Annotated in this window: 21 protein-coding genes; 8 read left to right on the top strand and 13 right to left on the bottom strand. The window is 70.3% G+C overall.

The features are described 5' to 3' along the window. Positions 1-28: 28 nt before the first annotated feature. The 9 genes from mdcH to madL all read right to left on the bottom strand — a co-directional run bounded on the left by mdcH (position 29) and on the right by madL (position 7380). On the bottom strand, positions 29-961 hold the full coding sequence (gene mdcH, locus ACM6JT_RS00820) for a malonate decarboxylase subunit epsilon (protein ID WP_175750042.1): 933 nt from the start codon (positions 959-961) through the stop codon (positions 29-31). Further along, positions 958-1824 (bottom strand): triphosphoribosyl-dephospho-CoA synthase MdcB, encoded by an 867-nt coding sequence (mdcB, locus tag ACM6JT_RS00815; RefSeq protein WP_175750043.1) that lies wholly within the window; start codon positions 1822-1824, stop codon positions 958-960. Before mdcB ends, mdcH begins: the two co-directional genes overlap by 4 nt. Continuing rightward, positions 1821-2489 (bottom strand): malonate decarboxylase holo-[acyl-carrier-protein] synthase, encoded by a 669-nt coding sequence (gene mdcG / locus ACM6JT_RS00810; protein ID WP_414855798.1) that lies wholly within the window; start codon positions 2487-2489, stop codon positions 1821-1823. Before mdcG ends, mdcB begins: the two co-directional genes overlap by 4 nt. Beyond that, positions 2476-3183, bottom strand: coding sequence for a biotin-independent malonate decarboxylase subunit gamma (gene mdcE, locus ACM6JT_RS00805; RefSeq protein WP_034183258.1), 708 nt, complete (start codon positions 3181-3183; stop codon positions 2476-2478). The genes mdcG and mdcE overlap by 14 nt, the downstream gene beginning before the upstream one ends. After that, positions 3170-4105: a biotin-independent malonate decarboxylase subunit beta gene (locus ACM6JT_RS00800; RefSeq protein WP_105393001.1), complete on the bottom strand. Its 936-nt coding sequence runs from the start codon at positions 4103-4105 to the stop codon at positions 3170-3172. Before ACM6JT_RS00800 ends, mdcE begins: the two co-directional genes overlap by 14 nt. Next, the gene (gene mdcC / locus ACM6JT_RS00795) at positions 4102-4416 is read right to left on the bottom strand and encodes a malonate decarboxylase acyl carrier protein (protein ID WP_034183256.1); all 315 of its coding nucleotides are present in this window, start codon (positions 4414-4416) and stop codon (positions 4102-4104) included. The genes ACM6JT_RS00800 and mdcC overlap by 4 nt, the downstream gene beginning before the upstream one ends. A gap of 10 nt (positions 4417-4426) precedes the next feature. Continuing rightward, positions 4427-6073 (bottom strand): malonate decarboxylase subunit alpha, encoded by a 1647-nt coding sequence (gene mdcA, locus ACM6JT_RS00790; protein WP_034183255.1) that lies wholly within the window; start codon positions 6071-6073, stop codon positions 4427-4429. Positions 6074-6205: 132 nt separating this feature from the next. Next, on the bottom strand, positions 6206-6973 hold the full coding sequence (madM, locus tag ACM6JT_RS00785; RefSeq protein WP_414855797.1) for a malonate transporter subunit MadM: 768 nt from the start codon (positions 6971-6973) through the stop codon (positions 6206-6208). A gap of 11 nt (positions 6974-6984) precedes the next feature. Next, entirely contained in the window at positions 6985-7380 is a 396-nt protein-coding gene (madL, locus tag ACM6JT_RS00780) for a malonate transporter subunit MadL (RefSeq protein ID WP_128851254.1), read from the bottom strand. Between the two features lie 329 nt (positions 7381-7709). Here madL and ACM6JT_RS00775 point away from each other — a divergent pair, with 329 nt between their 5' ends. Together ACM6JT_RS00775 and ACM6JT_RS00770 are read left to right on the top strand one after the other, a co-directional pair. Beyond that, the gene (locus ACM6JT_RS00775) at positions 7710-8558 is read left to right on the top strand and encodes a LysR substrate-binding domain-containing protein (protein WP_034183252.1); all 849 of its coding nucleotides are present in this window, start codon (positions 7710-7712) and stop codon (positions 8556-8558) included. Positions 8559-8733: 175 nt separating this feature from the next. Beyond that, positions 8734-9012 (top strand): DUF4148 domain-containing protein, encoded by a 279-nt coding sequence (locus ACM6JT_RS00770; protein WP_129514200.1) that lies wholly within the window; start codon positions 8734-8736, stop codon positions 9010-9012. Positions 9013-9066: 54 nt separating this feature from the next. Here the strand turns inward: ACM6JT_RS00770 and ACM6JT_RS00765 are convergent, their stop codons facing one another. Continuing rightward, positions 9067-9984 carry a 3-hydroxyacyl-CoA dehydrogenase NAD-binding domain-containing protein gene (locus ACM6JT_RS00765; RefSeq protein WP_414855796.1) on the bottom strand — a complete coding sequence of 306 codons (918 nt, stop codon included), beginning with the start codon at positions 9982-9984 and terminating at the stop codon, positions 9067-9069. Between the two features lie 246 nt (positions 9985-10230). Here ACM6JT_RS00765 and ACM6JT_RS00760 point away from each other — a divergent pair, with 246 nt between their 5' ends. Beyond that, the gene (locus tag ACM6JT_RS00760; RefSeq protein WP_034183249.1) at positions 10231-10671 is read left to right on the top strand and encodes an Hsp20/alpha crystallin family protein; all 441 of its coding nucleotides are present in this window, start codon (positions 10231-10233) and stop codon (positions 10669-10671) included. Positions 10672-10687: 16 nt separating this feature from the next. After that, positions 10688-11098: an Hsp20/alpha crystallin family protein gene (locus ACM6JT_RS00755; RefSeq protein ID WP_414855795.1), complete on the top strand. Its 411-nt coding sequence runs from the start codon at positions 10688-10690 to the stop codon at positions 11096-11098. Between the two features lie 118 nt (positions 11099-11216). Here the strand turns inward: ACM6JT_RS00755 and ACM6JT_RS00750 are convergent, their stop codons facing one another. Together ACM6JT_RS00750 and ACM6JT_RS00745 are read right to left on the bottom strand one after the other, a co-directional pair. Continuing rightward, complete coding sequence (locus ACM6JT_RS00750) at positions 11217-11528, bottom strand: zf-TFIIB domain-containing protein (RefSeq protein ID WP_175750048.1); 312 nt, start codon at positions 11526-11528, stop codon at positions 11217-11219. Between the two features lie 91 nt (positions 11529-11619). Beyond that, complete coding sequence (locus ACM6JT_RS00745) at positions 11620-12375, bottom strand: TerC family protein (protein ID WP_034183246.1); 756 nt, start codon at positions 12373-12375, stop codon at positions 11620-11622. A gap of 108 nt (positions 12376-12483) precedes the next feature. Here ACM6JT_RS00745 and ACM6JT_RS00740 point away from each other — a divergent pair, with 108 nt between their 5' ends. Further along, the gene (locus tag ACM6JT_RS00740) at positions 12484-13377 is read left to right on the top strand and encodes a LysR family transcriptional regulator (RefSeq protein WP_414855794.1); all 894 of its coding nucleotides are present in this window, start codon (positions 12484-12486) and stop codon (positions 13375-13377) included. Between the two features lie 228 nt (positions 13378-13605). After that, on the top strand, positions 13606-14802 hold the full coding sequence (locus tag ACM6JT_RS00735; protein WP_414855818.1) for a DUF2242 domain-containing protein: 1197 nt from the start codon (positions 13606-13608) through the stop codon (positions 14800-14802). A 364-nt stretch (positions 14803-15166) separates the two neighbouring features. On the opposite strand, the gene ACM6JT_RS00730 is transcribed toward ACM6JT_RS00735, so the two are convergent. Further along, positions 15167-16087 (bottom strand): pyridoxal-phosphate dependent enzyme, encoded by a 921-nt coding sequence (locus ACM6JT_RS00730; protein WP_414855793.1) that lies wholly within the window; start codon positions 16085-16087, stop codon positions 15167-15169. Positions 16088-16243: 156 nt separating this feature from the next. On the opposite strand from ACM6JT_RS00730, the gene ACM6JT_RS00725 reads away from it, so the two are divergent. Both ACM6JT_RS00725 and ACM6JT_RS00720 read left to right on the top strand, forming a co-directional pair. Then, the gene (locus ACM6JT_RS00725; protein WP_414855792.1) at positions 16244-17155 is read left to right on the top strand and encodes a LysR family transcriptional regulator; all 912 of its coding nucleotides are present in this window, start codon (positions 16244-16246) and stop codon (positions 17153-17155) included. A gap of 753 nt (positions 17156-17908) precedes the next feature. After that, complete coding sequence (locus ACM6JT_RS00720) at positions 17909-19114, top strand: MFS transporter (RefSeq protein ID WP_414855791.1); 1206 nt, start codon at positions 17909-17911, stop codon at positions 19112-19114. Positions 19115-19134 lie beyond the last annotated feature (20 nt).

Raw genomic sequence — 19134 nt, 5'->3', positions numbered from 1 at the left:
TGTTTCAGGCCGGTTTTCGGGCCGCCGGTCAGCCGGCCGCGACGCGCGCGAGCCAGTTCGTCACGCCGTCGACGGAACGGAAATCCGCGAGGCTGCGCGCCGGCAGCGCGGGATACGCGCCGCCTGCCATCTCGGCCAGCGCGCGCCCGGGGCCGAGTTCGAGAAACGCGGTCGCACCTGCCTCCACGCAGGCGGCGAGACAGGCCGCCCACTCGACCGGCTCCGCGATCTGCCGCGCGAGCTTGTCGAGGCCCGCATCGACATCGAGCACCGACGCGCCGTCGATGCCCGAAAACAATCGCGTGCCGGGCAGCGGCCGGCGCACCCGCACGTCGGCAAGCGACGCGCGAAATACCGGCACGGCCGCTACGAGCCGGCGCGTGTGCGACGCGATCCGCACGCACACGGGCGCGACGCGCAGCGCACCGGCGCGCGCGGCGCCGTCGGCCACCGCATCGACATCGGCCTGCCGCCCCGCGACCACGAATGCGTCGCCGGGGTTCGCGATCGCGATCGCTGCATCGCGGCCGGTGCACAACTGCGCAAGCTGCGCGCGCGTCAGGCCACGCACGAACGCCATCCGCTCGTCGCCGCCGCTCGCCGCATCCATCGCGCGCGCGCGTGCGTCGGCCAGGTCGAGCGCGTCATGCGGATCGATCATTCCCGCGACGCTCCACGACGCGACCTCGCCGACGCTGTAGCCCGCGACGCAGCGCCGGCGCGGCCACGCCGCGTCGAGCAGCGCGGCCGCCGCAAGCGCCTGGACGGTGCAGAGGATCTGCGCGGCGCGGTTCTCGCGCAGCGCGTCCGGTCCGGCCTGCCGGACCCACGCGCGCGGATCGTCGCCGAGGAGCCGGCCGGCATGCGCGAACAACGCATCGGCCTGCGGCGCCGCGCCCGTCAGGTCGAACATGTCGGCACGCTGCGCGCCTTGTCCCGAACAGAGGATCGCCAGCGTCATCGCGCGTCCCCGTCGGCTTCGAGCGCATCGACGAATACACTCATCGCGAGCAGGTCGGCCGCGCCGCCCGGACTCAGCCGGCGCGCAACGAACGCACGATGCGCGGCCACCGCGCGCAGCCGCCAGTCGTGGGCGCGCACACCGCCGCGTGCGACGAACGCACGTGCGGTCGCCCGCGCGAAATCGAGGCCGGCCTGCCCGCCCCGGTGCAGCAGGTTCGTATCGTCGAGCGCGGCGATCAGCGCGAAGCACGCGGCGACGCGCGCGGCTTCCGGATCGTCGGGCAGGTCGCGCTTCGCACGGCGCAGCGCGGGCAGCCCGATCGCGTACACGGTCCTGAAACCTTCGGCCGCTTCGCGACGCGCGCCGCCGACGCCGTAGCGTCGGCTCGCGCGCTCGCCGTGGCTGTCCGGCAAGCGCGGGCCGCCGAGAATATCGGTGCCCCAGCGGCGGGACACGAACGCACCGAGCGTCGTTCCGCCCGGCACGGCCCCCGGCATTGCGCGCCGGCCCGCGGCCGCGCACAGCAGCCCAAGCCCGAAGATCGCGCCGCGATGCGTATTGACGCCGCCGGTCGCCGCAAGCATCGCGTGCTCGGCACGCAGGCCGATCTTGCGCAGCACGGCCATGTCCGCATCGCGCGCGCCCGCGTCGGCGAGTTCCGCGAAGTACGGCCGCAGCACGGCGGCGCTGCGCGCGAATGTCGCGGCATCCATGTCCGAATGACTGCCGGTGTCGACGTGGCTGACGAGCCCCGGCTTCGGATAGGTGTCGATCTCGAGCACGAGGCTGCGCTCGGCCAGCTCGGCGATGCGCTCGGCAGCGGACGGCGCCGGTACGCGGCAGGCGGCCCATGCGCTCATCGCGCATCTCCGGTGAACGCGCCGGCAGGCATCAATTCGACGGCGATCGCGGTCTTGACCGCGACTTCGGGCAGCCGCGCATGCAGTTCGCGCCAGTTGACGCCTGCGCCGTCGGCGCGCAGCAGTTCGCCGTCGATGCGCATCGACGCACGCGCGTCGATCGCCGCGAGGCCGTCGAGCAGCGGTGCGAGCGACGCGGCATCCGGCAGCGGAAACACGATGTCGAGATCGGACGACGCGCCCAGGTATCGCTCGCCCGTCAGCGCCTGCCACGCGAGACTGCCGAACACGCGGCCCTGCACGCCGCAGCGCGCGCCGAGCGCATCGAGCTCGCGCAACGATGCGTGCCACGCATCGGGCGCGGCGGAAAGCACGTCGGCCAGCGCGGGCAGCGGGCCGACCGTCGCGAGCGCGTCGGTGGCAACGTTCAGCGCGATGCGCCGCTTGCCCGCGGCAGGCGGCAGCGGCAGGCCGAGCGGCACGCGGCCGGCATCGGCCTCGTCCGGCGACGCGCGGCGCACGATCAGCGGCCAGCCGCGTTCGGCCCACGCGCGCACGAGCGGATCGGCCGCGAGCGCGGGATCGCCCGCGAATGCCGCGCCCCACCCCGCCGCCGTCAGCGTGACGAGCGTGTGGCGGCGCAGCGGCATCTCAGCGTGCGGCACGCGCGAGTTCCTCGACGCGCCGCGCGACGTCGGCCGCAACCGGCCGGCCGCGCGCCGCGCGCCGGTCGATGCGGTCGGCCGGCTTGCCGAGCCATTCGACGACCTGCGCGTCGAGCGCACGGGCCGGATCGAGCACGGCATCGACGGCGCCCATCTTCACGAGATTGTCGAGCCCGGGCGCGAACACGGGCGTCGAGCGCGCCATCTCCTTCAGCACGTCGATCGGCAGCTTGGTCACGCGCGACATCGACGGCAGGTCCATCACCTCCGGCTCGGCGCCCGGCACCGCGAGCAGCGTGCGCGTCGCGAGCGCGGTCGCGATGAATGCGCCCGCGGCCGTGTGGCCGTACAGCACGCCGATCGTCCGGTGCCCGGCGAGATCCGCTTGCATCAGGCACTTCGCGAGATGCGACAGCCCTTCGTTCAAGCCGAGCAGTTCGTCGCGCTTGCTCATCCGCTGGCTGTCGCTGTCGACGAGCACGAGGATCGGCGTGCCGCCGCCGCGCGCGATCGTGTCGAGCACGCGCGACGCGAGCGTCAGCGCCTCGTCGATGCCGAACGGCAAACGGTCGGCGACGCCGATCACGTCGACGCGCGTGCCGGCCAGTTCCACGTGGCCCGTCAGCAGGCCGCCGGTGCGCGCGATCGAATGGCCTTTCGGAAACAGCGAGATCAGAACTTCATCGAGCGTCATGCGGGCTCTCCTGCAATTGATCCGCGAGCGTCGCGAATGTGTCGTCCGGCATTCCCGGAATCGCATCGGGCGTGTCCGCACCGAGCGCACGCCATACGTCGAGCGCATCCTTGCATGCGCCGAACCGTTCGACACGCGCCTCGAGGCGCGCCTGTTCGGCACGCAGCATCGCCGCATCGAACGTCGGCGCACGGCCGATCAGGTCGAGCGCGGCCGCGCGGAACGCATCGGGCGTATCGGCGACATAACGGTCGGCACCGCCGATCAGCCGCCGGTGCTTGCCGCCCATCGTGCGCCAGATCAGCGCGCGGTCCTTCGCGTCGAATTCCTCGACGCCGCGATTCGTCTCGATCACTTCGGGGCCCGACACGCTGATGCGCCCCTGCTCCGACACCGCGAGCGCCGAACAGCACGCGGCGAGCAACCCGCCGCCGCCGTAGCAGCCCGCGCGCCCGCCGATCAGCCCGATCACCGGCACGCCGGCCGCGCGCGCATCGACGAGCGCACGCATGATCTCGGCGATCGCCAGCTCGCCCGCGTTCGCTTCCTGCAGCCGCACGCCGCCCGTATCGAACAGGATCAGCACCGGCTTGCCGACTTCGCGCGCGGCGCGCAGCAAGCCGGTGAGCTTCGCACCGTGCACTTCGCCGAACGCGCCGCCCATGAAGCGGCCTTCCTGCGCGGCGACGAACACCGGCTGGCCGTCGAGCCGGCCGTGGCCGACCACCATCCCGTCGTCGAACTGCTGCGGCAGGTCGAACAGCGGCAGGTGCGGGCTCGTCACACGTTCGGCCGGCCCGAGGAATTCGCTGAAACTGCCCGCGTCGAGCAACCCGTCGATGCGCTGCCGCGCCGACGCTTCGTACCAGCTCGCGCCGTTCGCGACGAACGCGGGCGCGTCGTGGATCACGTCGGTCATCATGCGTCTCCCTCGATCGCGCGCACGGCCTGCGCGAGCCGCAGCGACACCATGTCGGGCCGCGCGCCGCCGTCGTTGATCGACAGCTTCAGGCCGCCCGGCGTACGCCGCTCGACGAAATCCGATACGACGGCCTGCCACACCGCGCCGAAGCCGACCGCCGCGGTGCGGATGTCGATCTCGCATTCGTTGCCCGGCAGCACGCGCTCGACGAGCACTTCGAGATTGCCGGACGCGACCACGCCGACGAGCGCCGCGGCCAGCTCGCCCTTCGCGCGCTCGCGCGCGGTGAAGCGATAGTTCAACTGTTCCATGCCCTCTTCCTCACCAGTTGCGGAACCGGGCCGGCGGCGCATAGAGCCCGCCCGACCAGTGCACGAGATCCTTGATCGAGCGCGCGGCGAGCCAGCGGCGATCGGCGTCGAGCGGATCGATGCCGAGATCCTCCGGGCGGCGAATCACGCCGCGCTCGCGCAGCCGCTCGACCATCTTCCGGTCGCGGCCGCGGCCGACCTCCGTATAACCGGCGACGCCGCGGATCGCGTGCTCGCGCTCGTCCTTGTCGCGGCACATCAGCAGGTTCGCGATCCCTTCCTCGGTGACGATGTGCGTGACGTCGTCGCCGTAGACCATGATCGGCGCGAGGTCGAGTTGAAGCTTGTCGGCGAGCTTCAGCGCATCGAGCTTCTCGACGAACATCGGCACGTTCTTGTCGCCGAAGGTCTCGCCGATCTGCACGACGAGCTTGCGGCCGCGCCGCAGCGCCGCCGGCGTGTCGGGGTCGGCTTCCGCGCCGGCCTTCAGCCACGGCTCGCTAGGATGACGCCGCCCGCGCGCGTCGCTGCCCATGTTCGGCGCGCCGCCGAAGCCGGCGATCCGCTCGGCCGTGACCGTCGACGAATGGCCGGACAAATCGATCTGCAGCGTCGAGCCGATGAACATGTCGCACGCATAGAGGCCGGCCGTCTGGCAGAACGCGCGGTTCGAGCGCAGCGACCCGTCGGGGCCCGTGAACCACACGTCGGAGCGCGCGCGGATGTAGTCGTCCATCCCGACCTCGGAGCCGAAGCAGTGGACTTGCTCGACCCAGCCCGATTCGATCGCCGGAATCAGCGTCGGGTGCGGATTGAGCGCCCAGTGCGTGCAGACCTTGCCCTTCAGCCCGAGCTTCTCGCCGTAGGTCGGCAGCAGCAGCTCGATCGCGGCGGTGTTGAAGCCGATCCCGTGGTTCAGGCGCTTGATGCCGTACGGCTCGTAGATGCCCTTGATCGCGAGCATCGCGGTGAGGATCTGCGTTTCGGTGATCGCGGCCGGATCGCGCGTGAACAGCGGCTCGACGTAGAACGGCCTGCCGGCCTCGACGACGAAATGCACGCGGTCGCCGGGAATGTCGACGCGCGGCACCTTGTCGACGATGCGATCGACCTGCGCGATCACGATGCCGTCCTTGAACGCGGTGGCCTCGACGACGGTCGGCGTGTCCTCGGTGTTCGGGCCCGTGTACAGGTTGCCGTCGCGATCGGCGCTGACCGCGGCGATCAGCGCGACGTGCGGCGTGAGGTCGATGAAGTAGCGCGCGAACAGCTCGAGATAGGTGTGCACCGCGCCGAGCGCGATCTTGCCGCCGAACAGCAGCTTCGCGATCCGCTGCGACTGCGGGCCCGAATACGCGAAGTCGAGACGCTTCGCGATGCCGCGCTCGAACACGTCGAGATGCTCGGGCAGCACGACGCCCGACTGCACCATGTGCAGGTCGTGCACCTTCGCGCTGTCGACGTCGGCGAGCGCCGTCGCGAGCAGGTCGGCCTGCTTCTGGTTGTCGCCTTCGAGGCACACGCGGTCGCCGGGCCGCAGCACCGCTTCGAGCAACGCCACGGTGTCGCGCGCATCGACCCGCTTGCCTTGCGCGTAAGCCGCGCCGGCTGCGAGGCGTGCATCGCGCGCCTGCCGCGCGTGATTCCATCCCGTCATGAACAGTTCTCCCGCTTCGATGGTTCAGCGGCATTCTAAGCCTGGCGCCGCCGCCGATTGATGATGTTGACGAATGCGACTCAGAGGTCGCCGCGATGGATGCGGCCCGCGTGCGGGCCGCATCGCATGGGCCTAGCCGCCGACCAGCGCGCGCGTCGTGAAGAACAGCACCGACGGGCCGAGCAGGCAGCCGACGCCGGTATGGAACGTCGCGACCAGCGCGCCGTACGGGACGAGCCGGCGGTCGGTCGCGGCGAGCCCCGCGCTCACGCCGCTGACGGTGCCCGCGAGGCCGCCGAAGATCATCGCGGAACGCGGCGTCTTCAGGCCCATGAAGTTGGCGGCGACCGGCGTGCCGACCATCACGATGATCGCCTTCACGAGCCCCGTCGCGATGCTGAGCGCGATCACGTCGGAGCTCGCACCGATCGCCGCGCCCGTGACGGGCCCGACGATGTACGTGACGGCACCCGCGCCGATGGTCGTCATGCTGACCGCGTCGGTGTAGCCGAACGCGCGTGCGATGCACGCGCCGACGATGAACGGCAGCACGGTGCCGAGCAGCAGCGATACGACGCCGACGAGCCCGGCCTTGCGCGCCTCTGTCGGCTGCACTTCGAACGCGGTCGCGACGATCGCGAAATCGCGCAGCATCGCGCCGCCCATCAGGCCGACGCCCGCGAACAACGGCACGTCGGCGAGTCCCTTCTCGCCGCCGGTGAACGCGCCGCCGACATACGCGAGCGCCAGACCGATCACGATCGCGATCGCGGAGCCGTGCACGCGGCCGAACGTGAGCTTGCTGGACGCAATCGACGACAGCCACATGATCAGGCCGACCAGCGCGAACGACGCGACGAGCCCGTTGTGGGCGACGACTTTTTCGAGCATCTGCAGCATGGCGGCCTCCGTTACTGTTCTTCGAATTGCGGCACGCCCGCGAAGGCCGTGTCGTCGCGCCCCATGCGCACCAGTACCGCGATGCAGCATGCGCAGATCGCGACCGCGCCGATGGCGGCCAGCAGCGCGACCGGGCCGCCTTTCAGCGCGGCGACGACGTTCTGGTTCGCGGCCATCGCGACGACGACCGGGATATACATCGCGCCCCAGAAGCCGACGCCGGCCTCGGTCTCCTTCGGCAGCCAGCCGCGCCGGTGCAGCCACAAACGCAGGCAGATCAGCAGCAGCATCGCGATGCCGACCCCGCCGACGTTGGTCTTCACGCCGATGGCCGTGCCCAGCAGGTCGCCGAGGAACAGTCCGGCCAGGTGGCAAAACGCCAGCAGCGCGGTTCCGTAGATGATCATGAGTCGTCTCCAGTCTCTTCGTGACGGGCGCCTGACGCGTGCGGGAGGCGGGCCCGCACGCCGATACCGTGCGCGGACTTGTCTCCTGCGGCGGTGCGCCGCGGCCCGGCGGCTCGTCGTGCGGGCGCGTTCTCGGGCGGTCGATGGGATGATGCGGTTTCGGGCCGGACGCCGGATGCCGTAGACTGACCGAAGCAGCCGCCGGCACGACGCGGGCCACGCGTCCGGTTCGTCCCGTTTCACGGGCCGCACCGGGGCGTGATCCGATACTAGCGCCGCAATATCCGGCCATTTATGAAGTTGTCGAAACCGATTCAGTGGATTTAGCAATGCGCCCGTTACCGCCCGAGCTGCTGCGCAGCTTCGTCGCCGTCGCCCAGTCCGGCAGCTTCACCGCCGCGTCCGAACGCGTGAACCTGTCGCAGTCGACCGTCAGCCAGCACATCCGCCGCCTCGAGGAGCTGCTCGACCGGCCGCTGTTCGAGCGCGACACGCGTAACGTGCACCTGTCGCAGCACGGCGACGCGCTGTTCCGCTACGCGGTGCGCATCCTCGAACTGATGGACGAAGCCGTCACGTCGGTGTGCGGGCCGCCGCTGTCGGGCAAGGTGCGGCTCGCGATGTCGGAGGATTTCGCGTCGACGCACCTGACGTCCGCGCTCGCGAGCTTCGTGCAGCGCAACCCGGAAGTCGAACTGGCGATCTCGACCGGGCTGTCGGGCGACCTGTTCGACGCGCTCGACGAAGGCCGGCACGATCTCGTGTTCGCAAAGCGCATCGCGGGCAGCCGGCGCGGCCGCGTGATCCGCAGCGAGCCGCTGTACTGGTGCACCGGCCCCGATTCGCGGATCACCGGCCACGAGGCCGTGCTGCCGCTCGCATTGCATCCGGAGCCGAGCGTGTCGCGGCGCCGCGTGCTCGAAACGCTCGACGCGATCGGCCGGCCCTACCGGATCGCGGTGGTGAGCAGCAGCATCGCGGTGCTGCGCGCGGCCGCGAGCGCGGGGCTCGGCGTCAGCGCGTTCGCCGGCTACGTGATCCCGGCCGGGCTCGCGCGGCTCGACGCGGGGCTGCCCGAACTCGGCGAACTCGAATACGTGATCGACCGGCCGGCGGCCGCGTCGCGCTCGACGCTCGCGCTGGAAGCCACGCTGATCACGGCAGCGGCGGAGTTGTAGCGGCAACAGCAGCGACGGCGGACGACGCGCATGCGCGGCCGTGCCCGCAACTGACAGCTTTGCCCGGAACGCGTCATCGTCCGCGCAGCACCCGCTCGCGACAATGGGACCCATCGGAACGCACGGCAAGCCGCCGTGCGCATCCGGTGTCCCGTCCCCTTGATCGGAGCACACCATGAACGTCTTGCGATTCGCCGTCGCGACCGCCGCAGCCGCGCTGCTGTCCCCCGCCTTTGCCCAGACCGATGCCGCCGCGCCCGAACAGGGCCTGACACGCGCGGAAGTCATCGCCCAGTTGAAGCAGGCCTATCTCGACGGCGAACTGCCGACGAACGACGGCAACTATCCGCCGAGCGCCGCGACGCGCGCGCGCAACCGCGAACTCGTGCAGGCCGCCAGCCCCGCGTGGCTCGCCCAGACGCCGCAGGCACCGCAAACGGCAGCGCAGCAGTAGCCGAGCGCGGCCCGGCCGATCGCGGCCCGGCCGATACCCGGCGCTGCGACGCGGTCAGGGCAGGAAGCTGCGGCGCCGCGCGTCGATCAACTCGACGAGCAGCCGGTCGCGCTCGGCCGCCAGCTCCTGCATCGAATGCTCGCCCTGGATCGCGCGCAATTCGTCGGTCAGCTTGCGGTCGACGTCCGGATCGAACGAAGGCGTGCCGAGGTCGCCCCACCAGCTCGTGATCGGCCCCGACAGGTGTTCGAGGAAGTGCGCGATCCCGCCCGCGCCGCCGCCGAGGTGATAGGTCAGGCACTGCCCCATCAGCCCCCAGCGCAAGCCGGGGCCCCATGCGACCGCCTTGTCCGCATCGGCCACGCTCACGACGCCTTCGCCGACGAGGTGATACACCTCGCGGAACAGCGCAGCCGCGAGCCGGTTCGCGACGTGGCCGGTCATCTCCTTGTTGAGGACGATCGTCTGTTTGCCGAGCGCATCGTAGAAATCCTTCACGCGCGCGATCACGTCCTGGCCGGTCGCGTCGCCGCCGACCAGCTCGACGAGCGGAATCAGGTGCGGCGGGTTGAACGGATGCGCGATCAGGCAGCGTTCCGGATGCTTTGCGCACGCGGTCTGGATGTCGGACATCTTCAGGCCCGACGAACTCGACGCGATCGGCACGTGTGCGGGCAGCACGTCGTCCATCTGCCGGTACAGCGCGCGCTTCAGGTCGAGCCGTTCCGGGCCGTTCTCCTGCACGAAGTCGACGCCGTCGAGCGCACGCGAGAGATCGGCGTCGAACGACAGCCGCGCGGAAAGTTCGGCGGCCCGTTCGCCGAGAAACGCGGCCAGCGCGTCGCGCAGCCGCGCGTCGGCCTGCGGCGCAGGATCGGTCGCGACGACGTCGAAGCCCTGCGTCAGATAGAAAGCGGCCCAGCTCGCGCCGATCACGCCGGCGCCGACGATCGCGATGCGTCGAATGTCCATGGTTGTCCCGTCTCGTTGGTCTGCAAATAGATCGCGGCGATTGTCGCATCGAATCGCACGGGCACGCGTTGACGCAAGTTGCAGATTCCCTCTTGAAATGCGCTGCGGCGGCCACTAATTACGCGTTGCCGGGCAGTGCTCCATGCAACGCACTGCCCCCGTTTCGACCCAGTGGAGCCACCCGTCGCGCCCGCCGCAGGCGTCGCGCCGTCGCGTCTCCCGCGTTCACTGTTCCGGAGGACCATCATGAGCGGTATCCATAACGGCCACGACCTGTTCGACGAATTCGCCCGCGTGCAGCGGCAGGTGGCGAACCTGTTCGGCGAGCTCCCGTCCGGCATCCGTGCGGTGCGGCCGGGCGCATTTCCCGCGCTCAACGTCGGCGCCACCGACGATGCGATCGAGATCGTCGCGTTCGCGCCCGGCATGGCCGCGGCCGATTTCGACGTGTCGATCGACAAGGATCTGCTGACGATCAGCGGCGAGCGCAAACCGGCACCGCGCGGCGAAGGCGACGACGTGCGCACGTATGCGCAGGAGCGCTTTCACGGCACGTTCCGCCGCGTCGTCGAGCTGCCGCAGAATGCGGACGCCGACAACGTCAGCGCGCGTTACGAAAACGGCTGCCTGCTGATTCGCGTCGGCCGGCGCGAAGCATCGAAGCCGCGTGCGATCACCGTTCAGTAATCTTCAGGATACCGACATGAACACGAACCCGACCCTGGCCGAACGCCATACCGCCACTACCCACCCGGCTGCCGCGGAAGCCGCGCGACGGCCCGCGATCACGCCGGCCGTCGACATCGTCGAGAACAATCTCGGCGTCACGCTGCGGGCCGACCTGCCCGGCGTGCCGCGCGAGAACCTCGACGTGAAGGTGCACGACAACACGCTGACGATCGAAGCCGACACGCACATCGACACGCCGGCCGACCTGCGCGTACGGCACGCCGAAGTCCGCGCGCTGCGCTATGCGCGTACCTTCGTGCTGAGCCCCGACCTCGACACGTCGAGGATCGACGCGAACCTGCGTGACGGCGTGCTGACGCTGACGATTCCGCGCCGCGAGGAAACGCGCCCGCGCCGCATCGACGTGACGGCAGGCAACGCGTAAGCGTCGGCGCGCCGAAGCACGGCATGTTGCGATACGCATAAAAATGCCCCGCCGGGCGCGATACCCGGCGGGGCATTTTTTGCATCGGGCGACGCGCGTGCGCGCGCCGTATGCGGATTCAATCGAAATCGAACAGGTCGAACATCGACTTGCGGCGGCGCTGGCCGTCGTGCCGGTGACGGTCGTCGTGCGAGCGGCCGTCGCGCCCCCAGCCATCGCGATCGCGCGGCGCGTGGGTGGGGCCGTGCGCGTCGCGCGAAGCGGGAGCCTCGTCGCGCCGCGCCGGCGCATCGCCGCCCTCGCGGGCGATCAGCTTGTCGAGTTCGCCGCGATCGAGCCACACGCCGCGGCACGTCGGACAGTAGTCGATCTCGATCGACTGGCGCTCGGCCATCAGCAGGTCGGGCGTCTTGCAGACAGGACATTTCATCGCGCTTCTCCTTTCCGTGCGAATTCCAGACGAATTCCGTATCAAGGCGCGCGAGCCGGCCGTTGCGGCGGCCGGCATCCCGCGCGCCGGCTCAGCGGCCTTCCACCCGTGCCGCGCGCTTCGCCTTCGCGCGCCGCGCCAGCATGTTCATGCCTTCGACGAAAGCCGAGAACGCCATCGCCGCGTAGATGTAACCCTTCGGCACGTGCGAACCGAAGCCTTCGGCGATCAGCGTCATGCCGATCACGACCAGGAACGACAGCGCAAGCATCACGATGGTCGGGTTGCGGTCGATGAAGCGCGCGAGCGGCTGCGCAGCGAACAGCATCACGGACACGGCGACGATCACCGCGACGAACATGATCGGGACGTGCTCGGTCATGCCGATCGCGGTCACGATGCTGTCGATCGAGAACACGATGTCGAGCATCACGATCTGGCCGATCGCGGCCCACATCGTCAGGCCGGCCGCGCCGCCGGAACCGCCCTCGCCGTCACCGTCGTGCGACACGTGGTGATGGATCTCGGTGGTCGCCTTCCACACGAGGAACAGGCCGCCCGACAGCAGGATCATGTCGCGCCACGAGAACGCGTGGTCGAAGAGCGTGAACACGGGTTCGGTGAGGCTCGCGATCCACGCGACGCTGCCGAGCAGCGCGAGGCGCATCACCAGCGCGAGCGCGATGCCGAGGCGCTGCGTGCGGGCACGCTGCGCTTCGGGCAGCTTGTTGCTGAGGATCGAGATGAAGATCAGGTTGTCGATGCCGAGCACGACTTCCATCACGACGAGCGTCAGGAGCGCGGCCCAGACGGCGGGGTCGGCGGCAAGCGTCAGCAGGTAGTCCATGAAATGGGCCGATACGAAAGTGGAAAGCCCGATGATATGCCGACCCGGACTTCGAAAAAATCAGAGAGAATCTGATTTTAGGTTCGGTTTTTCCGAAGTTTCGATCCGATGCTCAATTTCCGACATCTGTACTATTTCTGGGTCGTCGTGAAGGAAGGCGGCTTCGCGCGCGCGGCCGGGCGGCTCGACATGGCCGTGCAGACGATCAGCGCGCAGGTGCGCGAGCTCGAGAAAGCGCTCGGGCACCAGTTGTTGCGCCCGGCCGGGCGCGGCGTCGCGATGACCGACGCGGGCCAGGCCGCGTATGCACGCGCGGAGGCCATCTTCGAGATGGGGCGCCTGATTCCGGACGAAGTGCGCGCGGCGGCCAGCCAGCCGACCGTGCGGCTCGCGGTCGGCCTCGCGGACGGCATCTCCAAGCTCGCCGCGCATGCGATCCTCGCGCCGGTGCTCGACACGCCCACGCTGCGGCTGCTGTGCCACGAGGGCGAGCACGATGCGCTGCTCGCGGAACTCGCGCTGCATCATCTCGATCTCGTGCTGGCCGGCCAGGGCGCACCGTCCGGTTCGAACCTGCGCGTGACGAGCGAACGGCTCGTCGCGTCGCCGGTCGACTGGTATGGCCCCGCGGCGCTCGTCACGCCGGCCGCGCGGCAACGCTTTCCGCAATGCCTGGCCGACCTGCCCGTGCTGCTGCCGACCGCGCATTCGGCGCTGCGCGCGCGCCTCGACCTGTGGCTGGAAGGCGAACGGATCGTGCCGCGCGTGGCCGGGGAATTCGAGGACAGCGCGCTGATGGCCGTGTTCGCGGCGCGCGGCCTCGGCGTGTTCCCGCTGAGCGAGCTCGGCGCGAACGACGCGTCGCTGCTGCGCGGCCTCAGGCGGCTCGGGCGCGCGGGCGACGTGACCGAGGAGATCCACGCGATCCGCTCGCGGCGCGGCGAACATCATCCGCTGACGTCGCGATTGCTGGCTTCCGCGCGGCCGTCGCCGGCCGGCTAGCGCCGGTTCGCGATCGTTCTCGCCGGTAACGGCTAGCCGTCACCGTCATGGGCGGGAACAGCCGCCGAAGCGAACGTGACATCAAACGAAACTATAATGACGCCCCGGCCATCCGAGATTGCCACGCGCCCATTGCCGGCCCCGCCCCTGCGCGACGGCCGCCATCCGGTTGCCGCGCGTCGCGCGCAAACCCCTCGCGGCATCTCGCCGAGCCTTCTGAAAGACGCCATGCACAACCGATTTCGCCTGTTTTCCGTTTCGTGCGCGCTCGCGGCCGCAGCCGTGCTGGCGGCGTGCTCGTCGCCGCCCAAGCCGATCTACCAGCAGGAACAGTTCGACGCGACGACCAGCCCGTATGCGCATACGTTCCACTCGAAATCCGACGCGGCCTGCGAGGCCGCGCGGCGCGCGCTGTTGAGCCAGGGTTATGTGGTGTCGTCGTCGCGCAACGATGCGGTCGACGGCAGCAAGAATTTCCAGCCGAACAACGACATGCACGTCGTGATCGAGTTTCACGTGGTGTGTGCGGACGCGACCGCGGACGGCTCGTCGAGCATTGCATACGTGAACGCGGTGCAGGACCGCTACACGCTGAAGAAGTCGAATACGTCGGCCAGCGTCGGCCTCAGCGTGTTCGGCTCGCTGTCGCTGCCGATCGGGTCGAGCGACGATGCGCTCGTCAAGACCGCGAGCGAGACGATTCCGGCCGGCGTGTTCTACGAGCGCTTCTTCAATCTCGTCGACCATTTCCTGAAGATCGACCCGGCCCGCCGCGACCGCGCCACCGTGAAGGCCGCCGAGAAGGAAGCCGTCACGCCGCTGCCCGAACCCGCGCCGACGCCGCAGGGCGAACCGCTGAAGATGACGACGCCGGTCGTGCCGACGCCGCCCGCGGCGCCGGTGCCGCTTTCGGTGCCGGGTGTCGCGCCCGGGTCGGGCGCGAACGCCGTGCCGGCCGCGGCGTCGGCCGTTGTCGCGCCGGCTGCGATGCGCGCGGCCGCGCCGGTGGCGGCGTCTGGTTCGGTGACGGCGTCGGCTTCCGCACCTGCGTCAGCTTCCGGTTCGGCGCATGCGTCGGCTTCGGCTCCCGCACCGGTTTCGGCTCCCGCACCGGTTTCGGCTCCCGCACCGGTTTCGGCTCCCGCACCGGCTTCGGCTCCCGTACCGGCTGCCGCGCCTGCACCCGCTTCCGGCACGGCGTCGCCGCCTGCCAGCGCAGCATCGACGCCCGCCGGCTTGGCACCGGCCGCCGCCAAGCCGGCATCGACCGTGCCGACGCCTCGGGCCGCAACATCCGCATCGACATCGACATCCGCGCCGTCGAGCGCGTCGCATACGCCGGCGGACAAAACGCCCGCCCCCGCCGCAGCGGACCCCGTCGCGTCATCCGCGCCGTCCGGCGCGAGCGCACCGGCCGCGAACTGACCGGCTGTCCGACCGGCCGTCCAACTGGCCGTCCGTATCGTCGCGCCCGGCCGCATCCGGCGCAGCGCGACGATACGCATCCCCTTCATCCCCGCAGGAATTTCCGCGCGTCCGGCTGCCTGTCGGCTGCGTTTTCGCCATTGCGATAACAGGAACGTGACGTCGACGCGTCGCGGCAAGCGCGGCATAGCCGATGCCCGTCGTCGCCGAAATTGACGACCACCCTTCCGTCACCCGACCAACCCGCGTGCCGGCTTCCCCGCTTACCGCAACATCGCGCGCAGCGTCTGCAGACGCCCGACGGTCACCGAAATCGACGACCGTCCTTCCGTCACCCGACCAACCTGCGTGCCGGCTTCCCCGCTTACCGCAACGTTGCGCGCAGCGTCTGCAGATGCTCGACGGTCGCCGTCACGCCGCCGCAGACGATCACGGCGATGTCCGACGCCGACGCGAGCACCGGCACCGGCCGCTCGAGCGCGGCCAGCGCGGCGCCGCACGCAGGCTCGACGACGATCCGGTGTTCGTCCAGGAACCGCAGCGACGCGGCCACCGCTTCCGCATCGGACACGACGACGGGATGGATCTCGTGCCGCGTCGCCCATTCGACCGCCGCATCGCACGGCCGCTTCGCGCCGAGCGACGTCGCGATGCTCGCGATCGCCGGCAATTCGACCGGGCGCCCCTGCGCGACCGAGCGCGCATAGCAGTCGGCGCCTTCCGTTTCGGCCGCGACGACCGGCACGTCGTGCCAGCCGTTGCGCGCCAGCCCTTCGAGCACGCCGCACAGCAGCCCGCCGCCGCCGACCGCGAGCACGACCGCATCGGGCTTCGGGCCGACGGCCGCCATCTCGTCGATCATCGTCGCGTGGCCCTGCCACAGCACGCTGTCGTCGAACGGATGCACGAATGCGTCGTGCTCGCCGAGGGCCGATTGCGCGAACGCGTTCGCCTCGGCCCAGCTCGCACCGTGCACGACCAGCTCCGCGCCCTCGACGCGGATCAGCTCGCGCGCGCGGGCCGACGCGCTTTCCGGCACGACGACCAGCACCGGCACGTCGAGCTCGCGGCCGCAGTACGCGACCGCGATGCCCGCGTTGCCGCCCGACGACGACACGAACCGCCTCGCGCCGGCCGCATGCCGCGCTTCGCAGACGGCGCCGATGCCGCGCAGCTTGAACGAGCCCGACGGCTGCAGCGCATCGAGCTTCAGCCGGATGGTCCTGCCGAGCCGGCGGGATGCGATTTGCGAGCGGATATAAGGGGTCGGGATATGAAGCGGCATGGGGCGGGACACGATCGGAACGGGGGAACGCACGCGACTCGCGAACGAGTGCGGCAACGACGGTCATCGTACGGCACGCTCGCCATGCCTTCCAATACCATCGAATGGCATTTGCTATGCTTTGCAGGCATATCAACGAACCGGAACGGCCTCCGCATGCGCCAGATCGAACTGCGTCACCTGCGTTACTTCGTGGCTGTCGCGCAAGCCGGCAGCGTGATGGCCGGCGCCCGCGCGGCCGGCATCGTCCAGCCCGCGCTGTCGCGGCAGATCCGCGAACTCGAGGACGCGATCGGCACGCCGCTGCTGATCCGCCGCACCACCGGCGTCACGCTCACCGCGGCCGGCACGAGCTTCCTGCGGGATGCGACCGGCCTGCTCGCAACGCTGCAGGACAGCCGCGAACGCGCGCTGCGCAGCGCGGCCGGCCAACTCGGCGAACTGCGGCTCGGCGCGCTGCCGAACTGCCTGCCGCTGCCCGTCGTCGCGAACGTGCTCAAGGCGTTTCGCGACGCGTGCCCGGACGTGAAGCTGTCGATCGCGCCGATGCTGTCGGCCGAACAGGCGAGCGCGCTGGTACGCGGCCAGCTCGACGGCGGGATCATGGCGTGGCGTCGTGACGAGGCGCCGCACCTGTCGGGCGCGCGGCTGCTGAGCGACCGCTTCGTGCTCGCGATGCCCGCGCCGCCCGGCCGCCGCTTCAACGCACCGCGCACGCTGGCCGACGTCGCGAACGAGCCGTTCGTCTGGTTCGACGCGCAGCGCTCCGCCGCGCACCACCGGTTCCTGATGGCACAGTGCCGGCAGGCCGGCTTCACACCGCGCATCGCGCAGGTCGGCAGCGACATCCCGACGCTGATCGGCCTCGTCGCGGCCGGGATGGGCTGTGCGTTCGTGCCGGAAAGCGCATCGCCGACCTGCCCGCGCACGGTCCGGCTCGTCGCGCTCGACGAACTCGCGAGCCGCTTCGACATCGAGTTCGTGTTCGACGGCGCGGCAGCGGTACCGTCGCCCGTCGTCGCACGGTTCCTCGCGGCCGTGCGCGAGGCGGCCGGCGAACCGGATTGACCGGGCGCCGCGCGTCGGATACCGGGCGCGCGCGGCAAGCGATCGAGCGACGCGATTCGCGCCGCCGGCCGGCGAACGGATTCCGCCCTCCGTCAAATCGTCCTTTTAGCCGTTGCAACGCGCCAGGCAGCGTCATCGCGCCCGCGAACGATCCTTTAAAACGGTGACGACGGACGTCCCGGCGCCCGCATTTTTAAATTGACACCAAAAACGGCCGTTTAACGACATTTCGAATTGTCATGTGCCGAAATATACTTCGCGCGCATCCAGTCCTCGTGCCAATGAGAGGATGCGTTTCCGCCCCGGTCACGGTCCCCCTGTGGCCGGGGCTTTTTTGCCCATGCACCGCGCCGGCAAAGGGTTTTCGGCCGCGACGCGATGTCCGCGCCGGGTTGTCGCCCGCGCATGAAGGCCCCGTTCGATCCTCCGGTCACACGCCGCTGCGCAGTCGCCGGCCGGCTCCCGGATCGCCGCGCGCGACGAGCGTCGATCCGCCGCAAGCCACCACCGGATCGCGATCCCCCGGCCGGGGGCCACGCCCTTCGCATGACGAAAAGCCTTTCGCAACACGCATCTTCGTTCGCCCGCCCTGCCGGCGCGCCGCCCGCGGGCCTCGTGCGCTCCCAATTGTTGACATCGAATCAAGATAATTTCGTCCGCACGCAGCTTTTTCCGCAAAAGTAATGCAGGCACACTTCGCGCTATCCTCGACGGCCCCCGTGCTGTTGTCCCTCGATTACAGGAGCCCATCGCGTGAACGCCACGACTTCCTCTCCTTCCCGCCCCGGCGGCAGCGCCGCGCTGCCGCTGCTGGCGCTCGCCGCCGGCGCGTTCGGCATCGGCACGACCGAGTTCTCGCCGATGGGCCTGCTGCCCGTGATCGCCGACGGCGTGCACGTGTCGATCCCGCAGGCCGGCATGCTGATCAGCGCGTATGCGATCGGCGTGATGGTCGGCGCACCGCTGATGACGCTGCTGCTCGCGCGCTGGTCGCGCCGCTCGGCACTGATCGCGCTGATGTCGATCTTCACGATCGGCAACCTGCTGTCGGCCGTCGCGCCGGGCTACACGACGCTGCTGCTCGCCCGCCTCGTGACGAGCCTCAACCACGGCGCGTTCTTCGGGCTCGGCTCGGTGGTCGCGGCCAGCCTCGTGCCGCGCGACAAGCAGGCCAGCGCGGTCGCGACGATGTTCATGGGCCTCACGATCGCGAACGTCGGCGGCGTGCCGGCCGCGACCTGGCTCGGCCAGATCATCGGCTGGCGCATGTCGTTCGCGGCGACCGCGGGCCTCGGCCTGATCGCGATCGCCGGCCTGTTCGCCGCGTTGCCGAAGGGCGAAGCCGGCAGGAGGCCCGACCTGCGCGCCGAGCTGTCGGTGCTGACGCGCCCTGTCGTGCTCGGCGCGCTCGGGACGACGGTGCTCGGCGCCGGTGCGATGTTCACGCTCTACACGTATGTCGCGCCGACGCTCGAACACCTGACCGGCGCGACGCCCGGCTTCGTGACCGCGATGCTCGTGCTGATCGGCGTCGGCTTCTCGATCGGCAACATCGCGGGCGGCCGCCTGGCCGATCGATCGCTCGACGGTACGCTGGTCGGTTTCCTGCTGCTGCTGATCGCGACGATGGCCACGTTCCCGCTGCTCGCGAGCACGCATGCCGGCGCCGCCGTCACGCTGCTCGTATGGGGTATCGCGACGTTCGCGGTCGTGCCGCCGCTGCAGATGCGCGTGATGCGTGCGGCGCACGAAGCGCCGGGCCTCGCGTCGGCCGTCAACATCGGCGCGTTCAACCTCGGCAACGCGGTCGGCGCGGCAGCCGGCGGCGCGGCGATCTCGGCCGGCTTCGGCTACTCGGCCGTGCCGCTCGTCGGCGGGCTGATCGCCGCGGCCGGACTCGCGCTCGTCGTGCTGCAGATGACGCAGCGCCGCCGCGCACCGGCCACCGCGAATTCGTAATCGCGACCCGTCCCGCGCCG

It is taken from the genome of Burkholderia sp. IT-111MI5 (genome assembly GCF_949752865.1).
Classification (GTDB): domain Bacteria; phylum Pseudomonadota; class Gammaproteobacteria; order Burkholderiales; family Burkholderiaceae; genus Burkholderia; species Burkholderia pyrrocinia_C.
This window is presented reverse-complemented; position numbering and strand designations above follow the sequence as displayed.